This window comes from Scytonema hankhaensis NUACC26 (assembly GCF_045865695.1).
Classification (GTDB): Bacteria; Cyanobacteriota; Cyanobacteriia; order Cyanobacteriales; family Nostocaceae; genus Scytonema.
Genome location: NZ_BAACAP010000247.1, coordinates 67,073 through 79,078 on the forward strand (window position 1 = coordinate 67,073; position 12,006 = coordinate 79,078).

At 38.8% G+C, this 12,006-nt stretch carries 19 protein-coding genes; all 19 read left to right on the forward strand.

Translation table 11 applies throughout. The annotated features are described in order from the left end of the window. The first annotated feature begins 29 nt into the window (after positions 1–29). The 19 genes from ACKTT2_RS44690 (at position 30) to ACKTT2_RS44780 (ending at position 11,968) form a co-directional block, all read left to right on the forward strand. A complete protein-coding gene (locus ACKTT2_RS44690; protein ID WP_407898823.1) occupies positions 30–851 on the forward strand; it encodes a hypothetical protein in 822 nt (273 codons plus the stop codon). 3 nt (positions 852–854) lie between these two features. After that, positions 855–1,070 (forward strand): hypothetical protein, encoded by a 216-nt coding sequence (locus ACKTT2_RS44695; RefSeq protein WP_407898825.1) that lies wholly within the window; start codon positions 855–857, stop codon positions 1,068–1,070. Next, positions 1,067–1,228 (forward strand): hypothetical protein, encoded by a 162-nt coding sequence (locus ACKTT2_RS44700; protein ID WP_407898827.1) that lies wholly within the window; start codon positions 1,067–1,069, stop codon positions 1,226–1,228. The genes ACKTT2_RS44695 and ACKTT2_RS44700 overlap by 4 nt, the downstream gene beginning before the upstream one ends. Positions 1,229–1,312: 84 nt before the next feature. Beyond that, positions 1,313–1,543 carry a hypothetical protein gene (locus tag ACKTT2_RS44705; RefSeq protein WP_407898829.1) on the forward strand — a complete coding sequence of 77 codons (231 nt, stop codon included), beginning with the start codon at positions 1,313–1,315 and terminating at the stop codon, positions 1,541–1,543. Beyond that, positions 1,530–1,709 (forward strand): hypothetical protein, encoded by a 180-nt coding sequence (locus ACKTT2_RS44710; RefSeq protein ID WP_407898831.1) that lies wholly within the window; start codon positions 1,530–1,532, stop codon positions 1,707–1,709. Before ACKTT2_RS44705 ends, ACKTT2_RS44710 begins: the two co-directional genes overlap by 14 nt. A 303-nt stretch (positions 1,710–2,012) precedes the next feature. Continuing rightward, on the forward strand, positions 2,013–2,837 hold the full coding sequence (locus ACKTT2_RS44715) for a hypothetical protein (protein ID WP_407898833.1): 825 nt from the start codon (positions 2,013–2,015) through the stop codon (positions 2,835–2,837). Further along, positions 2,825–4,681, forward strand: a complete 1,857-nt coding sequence (locus ACKTT2_RS44720) for an AAA family ATPase (RefSeq protein WP_407898835.1) — start codon at positions 2,825–2,827, stop codon at positions 4,679–4,681. The genes ACKTT2_RS44715 and ACKTT2_RS44720 overlap by 13 nt, the downstream gene beginning before the upstream one ends. Next, positions 4,641–5,204: a hypothetical protein gene (locus ACKTT2_RS44725; RefSeq protein ID WP_407898837.1), complete on the forward strand. Its 564-nt coding sequence runs from the start codon at positions 4,641–4,643 to the stop codon at positions 5,202–5,204. Before ACKTT2_RS44720 ends, ACKTT2_RS44725 begins: the two co-directional genes overlap by 41 nt. Positions 5,205–5,282: 78 nt before the next feature. Further along, on the forward strand, positions 5,283–5,654 hold the full coding sequence (locus tag ACKTT2_RS44730) for a hypothetical protein (protein WP_407898839.1): 372 nt from the start codon (positions 5,283–5,285) through the stop codon (positions 5,652–5,654). 109 nt (positions 5,655–5,763) lie between these two features. After that, positions 5,764–6,147, forward strand: coding sequence for a BRO-N domain-containing protein (locus ACKTT2_RS44735; protein ID WP_407898841.1), 384 nt, complete (start codon positions 5,764–5,766; stop codon positions 6,145–6,147). A gap of 56 nt (positions 6,148–6,203) precedes the next feature. Beyond that, the gene (locus ACKTT2_RS44740) at positions 6,204–7,199 is read left to right on the forward strand and encodes an RNA ligase (protein ID WP_407898843.1); all 996 of its coding nucleotides are present in this window, start codon (positions 6,204–6,206) and stop codon (positions 7,197–7,199) included. A 72-nt stretch (positions 7,200–7,271) separates the two neighbouring features. Then, positions 7,272–8,078 (forward strand): hypothetical protein, encoded by an 807-nt coding sequence (locus ACKTT2_RS44745; RefSeq protein ID WP_407898845.1) that lies wholly within the window; start codon positions 7,272–7,274, stop codon positions 8,076–8,078. Further along, positions 8,071–9,468 carry a hypothetical protein gene (locus tag ACKTT2_RS44750; protein ID WP_407898847.1) on the forward strand — a complete coding sequence of 466 codons (1,398 nt, stop codon included), beginning with the start codon at positions 8,071–8,073 and terminating at the stop codon, positions 9,466–9,468. The genes ACKTT2_RS44745 and ACKTT2_RS44750 overlap by 8 nt, the downstream gene beginning before the upstream one ends. A 20-nt stretch (positions 9,469–9,488) precedes the next feature. Continuing rightward, the gene (locus ACKTT2_RS44755; protein WP_407898849.1) at positions 9,489–9,719 is read left to right on the forward strand and encodes a hypothetical protein; all 231 of its coding nucleotides are present in this window, start codon (positions 9,489–9,491) and stop codon (positions 9,717–9,719) included. Further along, complete coding sequence (locus tag ACKTT2_RS44760; RefSeq protein WP_407898851.1) at positions 9,700–9,939, forward strand: hypothetical protein; 240 nt, start codon at positions 9,700–9,702, stop codon at positions 9,937–9,939. The genes ACKTT2_RS44755 and ACKTT2_RS44760 overlap by 20 nt, the downstream gene beginning before the upstream one ends. 86 nt (positions 9,940–10,025) lie before the next feature. Beyond that, positions 10,026–10,157 carry a hypothetical protein gene (locus ACKTT2_RS44765; protein WP_407898853.1) on the forward strand — a complete coding sequence of 44 codons (132 nt, stop codon included), beginning with the start codon at positions 10,026–10,028 and terminating at the stop codon, positions 10,155–10,157. After that, positions 10,154–10,297 (forward strand): hypothetical protein, encoded by a 144-nt coding sequence (locus ACKTT2_RS44770; protein ID WP_407898855.1) that lies wholly within the window; start codon positions 10,154–10,156, stop codon positions 10,295–10,297. The genes ACKTT2_RS44765 and ACKTT2_RS44770 overlap by 4 nt, the downstream gene beginning before the upstream one ends. Positions 10,298–10,792: 495 nt before the next feature. Next, on the forward strand, positions 10,793–10,924 hold the full coding sequence (locus tag ACKTT2_RS44775) for a hypothetical protein (RefSeq protein WP_407898857.1): 132 nt from the start codon (positions 10,793–10,795) through the stop codon (positions 10,922–10,924). 75 nt (positions 10,925–10,999) lie between these two features. Then, complete coding sequence (locus ACKTT2_RS44780) at positions 11,000–11,968, forward strand: RNA ligase family protein (RefSeq protein ID WP_407898859.1); 969 nt, start codon at positions 11,000–11,002, stop codon at positions 11,966–11,968. The last annotated feature ends 38 nt before the right edge of the window (positions 11,969–12,006 follow it).

Here is a 12,006-nt window from a genome sequence, read left to right on the forward strand (position 1 = left end):
AATGACTAGAGTATTTTTATATAAACAATATGTACGATAACTTTAATATTAAACAAGTTAATACGGGTAATGGTAGACATTACGAAATAAATAATAACGGTAATTTATACAAACTGATATCAGTAACTTCGCTACTTGATAAAGTGAAACCTAAAGAAGCATTGTTTGCATGGCGTAAATCTGTAGGTGAAGAAGAAGCACAACGTATTACTACAACTGCTGCCAACAGAGGAACAAAAGCGCACGGTTACGTTGAAGATTATCTGTTGAAACGGGTATTACCTACACCATCAAATGATGAATCATACAAGTGCTTTGAGAATCTATTACCTGTAGTTAACCTCATACAACCAATAGAGATAGAAAAAAAGACGTACTGGGTTAACGAGTATGGATATGGATTTGCTGGTACGAAGGATATGTGGGCATCGATTAACGGTGCTAAGCTAGTGAATCGCGCCACCAATCAAGTAGTAGCTGATGAACAAGTATCGTTCATTGGTGATATCAAGACTTGGAACAAAGCGAAGTATCCATATGCTAGTAACCGTGAAGGCGAACGTTACTACCCATTGATTAGTTACGGATTGCAACTAAGCGCATATGCTGCTGCTACCAATCAACGTACTAGTGGGAATGCAGCAGTAAACCGGGCATTCATCTTCGGTGTAACTAATAATTGTCGCGCACCATTTATCTACTACTTCAGTCCGGAAGCGGTAATGTTTTACTGGAATAAGATGAAACAAATAGTTGACTGTTACTACACGAACACAAACTTTAATTGGGTATCCTTTGAAAAGGAAGCTGATAGACTCGGTTTTCTTGGTGACAGATGTGATTTGATTTGATATATGACAAACGAAGAATATTTCAAAGAATTAGAAAAACTTATAGTTTTATTGTTTTGTTACGTTCAAATTGTAGAAGATAGTACATTGAAATGGTTCCATCACAAACAGAACAGCGAGCAATTTCTGACTGAATTAATGGATGCAAAAGTACAGTTGGCAAAAGATTGTGAATTATACGTGAAAACTATTAAACGATTGTACGGGGTAGAAAAATGAAAACCTTTTACATTAAATATTTCTACCTTTGGGGTGAAATATCTATAGTTCCAGTTTGTGCTGAATCGATAGAAGAAGCAAGGAAGCTGGTCTGTCAGTACGCCGTAGATGATTACTGGAATTTTGAAGTATCAGAATATAAGGAATCAGTACAATGAAACTTAATTGCCCATATTGCGGCTCATGGGATTGCTCTGGTAATTGTGATAATGTGAGAAATGTCAGTAGATTGACACCCAATTATGATAGAAAAACTCAAAGAAATAGTTATAAAAACCCACTCAATCTACGGAGAATTGGGATTGGGATTTTGGGGTGTTGTTGAAACGTCCGTGTATAAGAATGAAGACGAGCAGTGGGCAACAACCCACTTTAACGATACTGCGTACATTGCTGAAGTGCCGCCATCAACAATATACGAATACGATTTCAGAACCAAACAGTGGTCGGAGATGGGAAATGATGAAAGTTGACATAATTAAGTACGACGATCTCAAATTTACAAGAGAAGTTGTAGAAAAAGAGAAGATATTCGAGTCTTGGGATGATGCTGATATTCACTGTTATCAATTGTGTCAAACGGAACCACAGTTTCCCAACGTGTATTATTTATTTGTCATATTGGAGGAAACAACATGAATGCACAACAAATTATTGAAGAGATAGAGTAAATATTATTCAATAACAATGCTCAACTTTATTCTTTCAGGGGACAATTGCTATTATTCGTTAATACAGTAGAGGGGCAAAATGAGTACTGTATTGTGGACGTAGATAGCGGACATTTCAGTGATACTTTACCTCGTGAATGTGATGAGATAGTTCAATTATTAGAACCTGATAACGGTAGATAAAATAAATCGACACATCAGACCACCCGATGAACACCTACTACAGGTGGTTTTGTTTTCGCTAGTATATTGCAAGTCGAGGTAAACGAACATGGTATTTCAAATACTTGATTACGAACATAAACTTCAATCTACAGGTGGAAACAATAGTGAAAAGTGGTATCAATGTCCTGTATGCGGCGGTAGTAAACTTAAAGTACGTCTTCAGAATCAAGCATATACGTGCTATAGCGGCTTTTGTAATACGAAAGATATAAGAAGCAAGCTTGGCGCTCCTATGGGTGGTACAGGCGATTATAAACCTGTTTCAAGTGACATATACGTTCGTCCCATTGAAGTAGGTAAACTGAAACCGCCTATCTCTTTTTCTACCAGTTATGAACCTGCTAAACGTCGCATTCTTCAAGATAGAGTTATAACAAATTATATATATAATGAACGTTGTATTATTGAACGTGTAGATTATGCTGATATCAATAACAGAAAGGAATGTTACCCTAAATATTTATCAGGTTCGATTTGGAAATATGGTAGTCATAGTTCCTTTGGGTTGTTCAACTCAAGATATATTACATCATCTGGAACAGCTATCATATGTGAGGGAGAGAAAACAGCAGATGTTGTTAGTTCAGTAACTGGATATATCACACTAACACCACCTCCATTCGGATGGAGTGAAACCTACATTGCCGCAAACCTAACGAACCCAAAGATATCAAATGTATTATACTTACCAGACTATGATGAAATGGGTAGAAAAAAAGCTAGTATCGTCCAACGTGCTGCTTGGAATGTGGGCATATCGTGTTCGGTATTTGATTATGGTGATATTCCTATGAACGACAGTGATGATTTTGTCGATCTGAATGAAAGAGGAGTAAATATCAAGGAGTTGATTGACACATGGATACGATAAAAATACTAGATACAGATACCGAAAGTGATGATTATATTATTTTTTTACGACGACATTTAAATAGCACTCACGATAAAGTACAAGAAGCGATCGCATCTCAGTGTCATCAGTTTGGTAAATCATACGAACAGATGGATGAGGATTTCAGTGTCGTACTCGGTGAGGAATGTAAACGTCGTATTCGAGGAATTAATGACACTAACGATGTAATTTCCAAGAACCGCAAACGTGTGGCTCTTGATGCGTGGTTGGCAAACTTTATTCCAGACCGCCAACTCAGGCAGCAAACCATCATCACTTATTCAATAGAGCAGAGTAATGCCAGGTTTTACAAACTTGGCGAACTTATTGAGATGAGTAAATCTATGCCGGATACATCACTCATCAAAGGTTTGATACCGCTTGGCGCACTCATTCTAATAGCTGCCAGCGCCAAAGTTGGAAAGAGTTTGTTCATCACCAAGATGCTTAACAGCGTGGCTCTCGGACAACCGTTCCTTGGTAGAAATACGGTACGGGGAAATGTGCTGTATATTCAGAATGAGGAAAATCTTGTCAAGACTACTCGTAAGCGAGTGTTGACAGGCGGCATACAAGACCTTGAGTTAACGGATTTTGACCTTTACAGAAAAACACTCTGGGATGACAAAATCACTATCGCTCACAAGATCGACATCGCGTTAGAGCAAGAGCTTATTCTACACAAGGTAAAAGAGCTTGATTGCAAGTTGGTTCTGATAGATGCTCTCGGTAGCTCGTTTGAGAAAGCTGGATTAGATGAACTATCAGCAGAAGTACCCGGACATCTTTACCGATTACAACGACTCGCACAACAAAACGATTTCACTATCGTTCTAGTTCACCATGCTAATAAACAAGGTGACAACAATTCCACTCAAGGAAGGATGAACAGTATTGCCGGTCGATCTGGTATAACACGTGCTAATGACGGTAACTTTGTTCTATCTCGTGTAGAAGATCCGCAAACTAATGAATCATACGTGCAACTCAACACCGTTCCACGCGATGGCGATCCAGTGACAATTCAATACAAGATTGTCAAGGAAGAAGCTAACAGGTGGGAATTCTCTGTAAGCAAGGATACAGTTTTGACACCGGAGAACCTGGAGCTTCAAAACAAGATACTTCGCGTACTATTTGAACGTTGGGATAAATGGGACAAACAGTATAATGATGTCGATATTGACGAACGACCTGTTCCATTCGGTTATACAAAAAATGAATTGATTGGAATAACTGATTCAACCGAAGAAGATGTTAAAAATCGACTAAATGATATGTTGGGTAGCGATGGTATTATGGCATACGCCGATCGATCTATCAAACAGTGGGTTTATTGCATTCATCCGAATGGTGAATCGTGGCTCGAATATTACCTCGAACAAGAAGAATCGATAGAGAAAAGGAAACAAGAACGCGAACAACAGGAACGCGAACAAAATGAATTAGAAAACCGTATATTTCAGCAAACGTTAATAGAAATCAAGGAAGCAATAGATGAGCGTAATTTAAAGACTGTTGAGAAAATACTCAAACCCCTCTACGCTGAGAAAAATAAAGACAAATATAACGCTCTGCGTTTAGCATTAACAGAAGAGGAGAATGATAAACTATGGTTAGTTTACTATCCACCCCAATACGAAATAGGTGTTTCTGTAATTATAATCGATGAAGATATTTCATCAACTGTCGAACGCATCGTTTATGACAAGGATAAGAAGTATCATATGTATTATCTACAGAATGTAGAAGGTACATATAGATCGGAACAGATTAAATTAAATGCGTCAGACAGCGAGATTAATAACAACGGGAACATATAGTAATGGAAGAGTAAATGTTTGCGGTAGCTCTTATCCGGCTACCCTTACTTTGAAAGTAGAAGAACTAGTAAGAAGTGGTGAATTGAACCTATCTGAAAAACGTCCTCTCATACTAGTTCCAAATACACTTCATCCTTCAGTATTTAACTATCAGGACGAACAGGAGCCACATCTGGATTTCACGATTATCGGTACTCCAGTTAATCAGGACATCAATGAATTAGATATGGACATTGTGAAAGTATGCGGTAAAGTGATTTACGAAAATCGCAATCACGGGTTCATCCTAGTTAAACTTCAGAAAGGACGTAATGACCAGAAAATCAAATTAGTCGGTCACTTGAATAACAGTGCCACCATTGATGATTATGGTAATGCTCGTGGAACGGCAGTTGATAAGTATTACAGAATTGAAGCTGAAATATACAATAAGCAACTCGTAATTGTTGATAGTTACAGAATTCGCGAGAACGCACAAGTTCTCCAGTTCCCACAACGTCAACAAATTCGGTACGCCGCCTAGTTTAAATTCATAAAGAGACAAACTTCGCACCAACAGTGTTAAATTGTTGGTGTGTTTTTTATATTATAGGAGATAAACATGAATCCAAATTTTAAAAGATGGGATGTAGACGGTTTTGGCGACCGACCGGATATAGCAGATGCTAGAAGTAAAGCAGAAATGCAAATCATGGAAAACAAAGATAGAGAGAGGTTTGAAATAAAATTAGCTGTAGATCGCGGCAGAGAGTGGGGAACTAGCATTAACGCACAACTAATAACCGTCATTGTTCGAGAAATGTTAGAAAAAGAGTGTTATCAAAGACTTGTTCTGAAGAATAATGTTGTCTGGGATGTAGAAACATTATCTGAAGCGCTCACCGAAGCTTGCATTTACCTGAGTTTGAGCGATGAAGAGTTCGCACCGAGTTATCATGACCTTGGAAACGAAATAGATTTACGACTTGTGTAACGTCCATTTTTCTACAAATTTCAATATTACAAACAACCGTATTCCACAAGAATGCGGTTTTATTGTTTCAAAGAGTAAAATATGACGAACCACTTACAAAAGCAAGATAATGACAGACACATCCGTACTGAATATATTGTTGAACGATCTCGACGTTTTACGAGTTGACGTAGATGGAAAAACTTATTATTGGAAGTCGGAGATAGAAAAAATGCTTGGTTACAAAGAGAAAGCTGCTCACGTAGTCAAGCAATTACAGAAGACAAATTGTATTTACATCAAGACTCAGTTTTATCCAGACCTGAAGTATTTATATGACAAGTGCATCTTCCGTATTACTCTAATTGATGAGGAAGGTGTATTGTTGCTCATCTGGAATTCAGAGATGGAAGGTGCTCGAAAGCTTCGGAATGTGATGACTGAGAAGATATTGTTACAGTGCGTTCAAGGCGCATTCCTTTTTCTACAAACAAAAAATAATAGATGTTACTAACACAAGAATACTTACGACTGTACCCGAACTCGATTACTGCCGAATTCGGCATCAAAATGAAGCGACACAACACATACTCGAACCTCGTGCTGCTTGATTACGACCAGATAGACTCACCAAAATCTCACTCAATAGTTTGTGAATGCCGTGGATTGATACTCGATGAAGCAAAAGACTGGGAAGTTGTGAATTTCCCATACAAGCGATTCTTCAACTACGGTGAAGGTGCTGCTGCTGTTATCGACTGGAGCACTGCCAAAGTGTACGAGAAGCTTGATGGTACACTCATTTCGTTCTGGTACTATGACAACAAATGGAATGTCAGCACAAGAGGAACGCCGGATGCCAGTGGAAAAGTGGGCGGTCTTGACGTGACGTATGCAGAACTCACATGGAAAGTGTTTCGCGAGTTGGGATATCAGACGGAATGGTTGCATCCCGATTTCAATTACTTTTTTGAGTTGTGTACGCCATACAATCAAGTGTTCGTGCATCACAGGAAAAGCAGATTGGTGGCGCATGGTGCTCGCGATAGATTGACACTCAAAGAACGCACTATTGGTCAACAACCACACATAGAAACGGTGCGCGTTTTTGACTTCAGCAGTATTGAAGATGCCATTTTTTCTACCAACAATCTGTACGGCATTGATTCCGAGGGATATGTGATTACTGATAGCGACTTCAATCGCGTGAAATTGAAGTCGCCGCACTATGTTGCGCTGTGTCACTCGAAGGAAGTCATGACGCATACTCGCATGATTTCAATCATTCGGTGGAACGAGTCGGATGAGTTTCTGGCGTACTTCCCAGGATTCAAGGATTTGTACGAGGAATGCGTGGTTAGATACCGACAATTGGTAGAAAAGATAGAGAAATCATATACTGAGTACCGTGACATTGAGAATCAAAAGGAGTTCGCAATCGCAATCAAGAATTTTCCGTATCATTCGATACTGTTTGCTTTGCGCGGCAAGAGATTCGATACTGTCAAGTCGGCGTTGCGATCGATGCACGTTGACAAACTCAAGCAATTGGTGATGAATACGTGAGGTGATTGTATGTTGGAGAGATTGTACAGTTGCGGAATTGTATATGACGTTGAGATATATCGCAATATGTTCATGGTAACGATGTATTCATTGCGTGCAAAACAGTATCGAACGTACACTTGGTTTGACAGAATTGACGATCGGCGCATCTGGCACAATATAATTGACGAGCGAAAGCAATTCCTGAACATTCTTCACAGCAAAGTTGACAGCAAGAAAAGATCGTGGATTGGCTACAACAACTGGAACTTCGACGATGGTGTCATCGTTCATTTGATGAGAAATCCAAACATTACTGTAGAAGAATTGTGGAGATTCGCACAAACTCTCATCAGAGGCGATCGCAATCCATACAGATACAATTGTCCATTTGAGTCATACGATTGCATGGAAGTGATACGTGCCGGATTCAATGCGATATCATTGAAAGGTGCGGCAGTCAACCTCAAGCACGAGAAGATTCAAGACCTACCTATTCCGTTTGATGCTGAGATTCAACCCGAGCAGATTGAGTTGATGAAGGAGTACAACAAGAATGACGTAGAGATAACCTGCAAGGTGTTGGAGTACATGAGACTGTCACTTGAGATGCGCGAATTGCTGTCTGAGAGTTACAAGCTCAATTTGCACAGTTTGTCCGATTCTGGTATTGGTAAAGAATTATTCAGTCAACGCTATATAGAAGAATACAAGAAAAAATATCCAGGTGCGGATACCAAGAAGATAAAGTACAGCCGCACCATCAGAGAAACTATTGATTTCAAGGATGTCATACCAGAACAAATTAATTTTTCTACCCCACAATTGCAACAGTATTTGCAACAACTGAAATCAATCAAGTTGACCAAAGATGAAATTGAGGTAAGTAACGATGGCTAAGAACTTCAAGCTTTCATTACCATCGATTGCCGTGAATGGACTGGAACTTCAATTGGGACTGGGAGGAATTCACAGTGTAGACAAACCTGGAATTTTCAGATCGGAGAATGGATATTTGTTGGTTGATATGGATGTCACATCGTACTACCCGCAAGCCATCATCAACTACGAGATATGCCCCGATCATCTCGATACAACGATCTTTATCAGTACCTTGATTGGTACATTGGAGGATAGAAAACAATACAAAAAAAGGAAGAAAGAAGCAGTAATTTATGCAGCTTTGGAATACGGATTGAAGATTTCTCTCAATGCAATTTTCGGATTGTTTGGATATCTGAATTTCATGCTGCACGACCTTTTGTGTACGTACAAAACCACAGTCGTTAATCAATTGTGGCTTCTGAAGCTCATCGAGATGCTGTCTGTGGAATACGGCTACGAAGTCATCAGTGCCAACACTGATGGTATTTTGTTGTACATTCCAGAATACGATCTCGTTCCAGTAAAATGCATCATTCGAGCGTGGGAGATAGAAACAGGATTTGTAATGGAAGATGCGTACTACGATCTGTATGCACGTAGAGACGTGAACACGTACTTAGCCAAGAAGTCAGATGGTACTATCAAAATCAAAGGTGACTTCGTTCCTGGTGGTGCATACCTGAAGCCGTACTACAAGTACGACCTACCAAAACACGATGATGGTTGCTATTTACCAATCAAAGGAATACTCAAGGGATTTGAGTTCCCAGTCGTGGCGATCGCACTCCAAAAGTACTACTTGGATGGAATTGACCCTGAGACAACCATATACAAACACAATGACATTTACGACTTCTGCTTCAGTCAGAAGATGGGGTCACAGTACAAAGCATTCCTTTTTTCTATCGACCGTACCATCATCACCCACAACGATAAGGGTCACGAGTACGCTGAACCGCGCAATAACGATGTGGTTCTGAACAAACAAGAAGTTCAGAAAACCCTTCGTTTTTTTGTATCCAGACCATCAATAGATGAGTTGGGCACAATGTCAGGACAAATACTCAAAAAGGTTAAAAAGGAGATAAAGAAGGTCAAAATAGAGGTTTATCCAAAACAAATCATACCTACTGAGTATGTGGAGGAACGCCGCATCAATCCTAAAACTGGCAAGATGAAGAAATATCGTGACAAGGTGCGCGATCGCGAAGTCATACCTGCTGTATATCGGGAAGAAATGCAGGAGGTAGAAACAGAAGCAGTGTTGGCTTCTGGTAGCTTTGTAACTCTGTTCAATGACTATTACCCGGTAGAACATTTCTCAGAGTACAACATAGATTGCCAGTTTTACTTACAGTTGTGTATGAATGAGATAAATAAAATAGGAGCAATCAACGATGTATAGACAAAGGAGAACGATGAATTATGATTTGGAATAATGATGACGAACAACGACTTCAATCGATCTATAAACAACACATAGAAGAAGGACAGTATTCTGAAGTTACAGGTGAGTACATTTTTTTACTAGAAGACAAAATAGCGTGGTTACAACTCGAACTACAACGAGTTCTCAAAAAATGTAACAATTACGCAATGGATATTTACGTTACAAAAGAAGACATGGAGAAGATGTATGACGATGATGTGGTCTAATGAAGACGAACAACAATTAATACAAGCAAAAGCAGCACAGGATAAACAATTATGGTACTACAGCAGTGAGTACATCAATCGAAACATAGCAAACGAGTACATAGTTTTGTTAGAACGTAAAATCGAACAACAGCACAAAGTAATTAAACGCTTATTGAAACAGTTTATACCTAGATCTGACATCAATGGTGCAATTAGCGAGATGATGGAAAAAGTATGATGTAGCACAATAATCAAACAATACGATACCATAGTCAAGAGCGTCTACAACGGCGCTCTTTTTTCTACCCATATAGAATTATAATTATGGATACCAATAAGCAACTGTATGTTATAGTTACGAGCGAGCCAATAGTCATGGTTACGAAAGATGAACTTGACGAACTATTGGGTCTATTAGATGAAAAGAAAGTATCATACACTGTAGAAACAAAGTGAACTACAATCTCATATACTGGTTTGGCGAACCACAGTTGTTCTTGACTGGTGACAATCTTGAAGCGGCGCTTGAGATACAAGCTGCATTATATGAATATGCTGATATTGAAGTTGAGGTTGTTGAAAATGAAACACGATAAGTTCCACCTATTCATACTATTCGTTGTGTTCTACATTATTGGTGTATTGACTGGTAGAAACAAATGAATAGATTGTATTACGTACCAAATAGTATCGAAATAAAAGAAGTAACGAACGATGCTAACGCTGAAATCTACGCACTTAGGTTAACGTATTGTTCAACATGGACATCGAACTACTTAGTCGTACTTGCAGCTAAAGTATTAGTTCGTGAAGGTAAGATTGAACCATTTACGCTCGTTTGGTACGATGGTACTGAATACGCTGTAGATAAGAGTGGTCGTATTGAACATCATCCAGATTGCATATGGGATGAATTGTTAGATAGATTGTTTTAAGTAATTCCACACTAGCTATATAATCATTGAACGAAGGAATAAGGGTAAATCTAATATTTTCTTCCTTCAGATAAAACATACGTACAGTGAAATATAGTTATGTGGATATTTAGTGCTGACGGTAAAGATCAATATAAAGATACAAATCGTAAAGCTATGGAAAAAGTTAAGAAAGTAGTTGAAGGTAGTGGATATAAAGTATACATACGCTATGAAAGTGACTGTGCTGACATCGACTACGGTGAAGACGCTCGTACATGGGATAGCGATACTATATCTTGTCGATAAAAGATAACGATGTATTGATTCATCGTGATGACGAACCATATTTTTCTATCACTTATAAATATTTAAAGAAAATATATGAATCTAGCAACTGTAGAAACAATAGTTGATATATTCCCACATCCAGATCCAGAAGTCGAACGACTGGAAATAGCTAAGGTTCTTGAATACACTTGTGTTGTAGCGAAGGGATTGTTACTACCGGGAGACAAGGTAATTCTTATCCAACCGGATAGTGTACTACCAAACACGGAATGGGCGGCGATATACAGTAAATATGGTAAGCGAGTTCGCGCACAGAAAATATGTGGATTTTACTCGTTTGGTATTGTGGAAAGCATGAATTTATTGGAGGATACCGATTATCCTGTAGGAACGGATGTTGCGGAACTCCTGAGTATCGTAAAATACGATGCTCTGATACCGGATGAAGGTGGAAAACCCGGACTTCCTTTTGCGATCGCCAAGACAGATGAAACCAACTGGCAGAATGTCCGAAACCTCAATGATTACTACGGACAACTGGTTGATGTGACATTGAAAGTCGATGGTCAATCCTGCTCATTTTTCTACAAAGATGGTGAATTCGGCATTCTCAGTCGCAATCAACAGTTCGATCCAAGTGTCATCAACAATTATACAATTCATGTTGGTCAGCTGAATCTCTACAGTAAACTCGCATCCTACTGTGAAACTCACAGCATTAACATCTGCTTGCGTGGTGAATCTTACGGACAGGGGATTCAGAATAACAAGAATAACCCACACTCCAAACTCCACAAAAGTATCGCATTCTACAATGTATGGTTAATTGATGAGATGAGATACGCATACAAAGGAGATAAGCATTATTTTCTGGACGTATGTCGAGAACTCGAACTACCCACCGTTGATATACTTGAAGAAAATGTAGTACTTAATTGTGAACTCATAGTGAAGTACAGTGAGGTAGAAAAAATTAACGAGCAATCGTTTGAAGGTGTTGTTATCAAAGGTGGTGACTTTTCATTTAAGGTAATTAATAAACCATACGATAGTAAGAAGTAAATATTGTCGATTATAAACATTCATAATTTAAAGGAATC

Coding starts and splice junctions, on each gene's coding strand:
- ACKTT2_RS44690 (WP_407898823.1), top strand. CDS start 30: ATGTACGATAACTTTAATATTAAACAAGTTAATACGGGTAATGGTAGA.
- ACKTT2_RS44695 (WP_407898825.1), top strand. CDS start 855: ATGACAAACGAAGAATATTTCAAAGAATTAGAAAAACTTATAGTTTTA.
- ACKTT2_RS44700 (WP_407898827.1), top strand. CDS start 1,067: ATGAAAACCTTTTACATTAAATATTTCTACCTTTGGGGTGAAATATCT.
- ACKTT2_RS44705 (WP_407898829.1), top strand. CDS start 1,313: ATGATAGAAAAACTCAAAGAAATAGTTATAAAAACCCACTCAATCTAC.
- ACKTT2_RS44710 (WP_407898831.1), top strand. CDS start 1,530: ATGATGAAAGTTGACATAATTAAGTACGACGATCTCAAATTTACAAGA.
- ACKTT2_RS44715 (WP_407898833.1), top strand. CDS start 2,013: ATGGTATTTCAAATACTTGATTACGAACATAAACTTCAATCTACAGGT.
- ACKTT2_RS44720 (WP_407898835.1), top strand. CDS start 2,825: ATGGATACGATAAAAATACTAGATACAGATACCGAAAGTGATGATTAT.
- ACKTT2_RS44725 (WP_407898837.1), top strand. CDS start 4,641: ATGCGTCAGACAGCGAGATTAATAACAACGGGAACATATAGTAATGGA.
- ACKTT2_RS44730 (WP_407898839.1), top strand. CDS start 5,283: ATGAATCCAAATTTTAAAAGATGGGATGTAGACGGTTTTGGCGACCGA.
- ACKTT2_RS44735 (WP_407898841.1), top strand. CDS start 5,764: ATGACAGACACATCCGTACTGAATATATTGTTGAACGATCTCGACGTT.
- ACKTT2_RS44740 (WP_407898843.1), top strand. CDS start 6,204: ATGAAGCGACACAACACATACTCGAACCTCGTGCTGCTTGATTACGAC.
- ACKTT2_RS44745 (WP_407898845.1), top strand. CDS start 7,272: ATGGTAACGATGTATTCATTGCGTGCAAAACAGTATCGAACGTACACT.
- ACKTT2_RS44750 (WP_407898847.1), top strand. CDS start 8,071: ATGGCTAAGAACTTCAAGCTTTCATTACCATCGATTGCCGTGAATGGA.
- ACKTT2_RS44755 (WP_407898849.1), top strand. CDS start 9,489: ATGATTTGGAATAATGATGACGAACAACGACTTCAATCGATCTATAAA.
- ACKTT2_RS44760 (WP_407898851.1), top strand. CDS start 9,700: ATGACGATGATGTGGTCTAATGAAGACGAACAACAATTAATACAAGCA.
- ACKTT2_RS44765 (WP_407898853.1), top strand. CDS start 10,026: ATGGATACCAATAAGCAACTGTATGTTATAGTTACGAGCGAGCCAATA.
- ACKTT2_RS44775 (WP_407898857.1), top strand. CDS start 10,793: ATGGAAAAAGTTAAGAAAGTAGTTGAAGGTAGTGGATATAAAGTATAC.
- ACKTT2_RS44780 (WP_407898859.1), top strand. CDS start 11,000: ATGAATCTAGCAACTGTAGAAACAATAGTTGATATATTCCCACATCCA.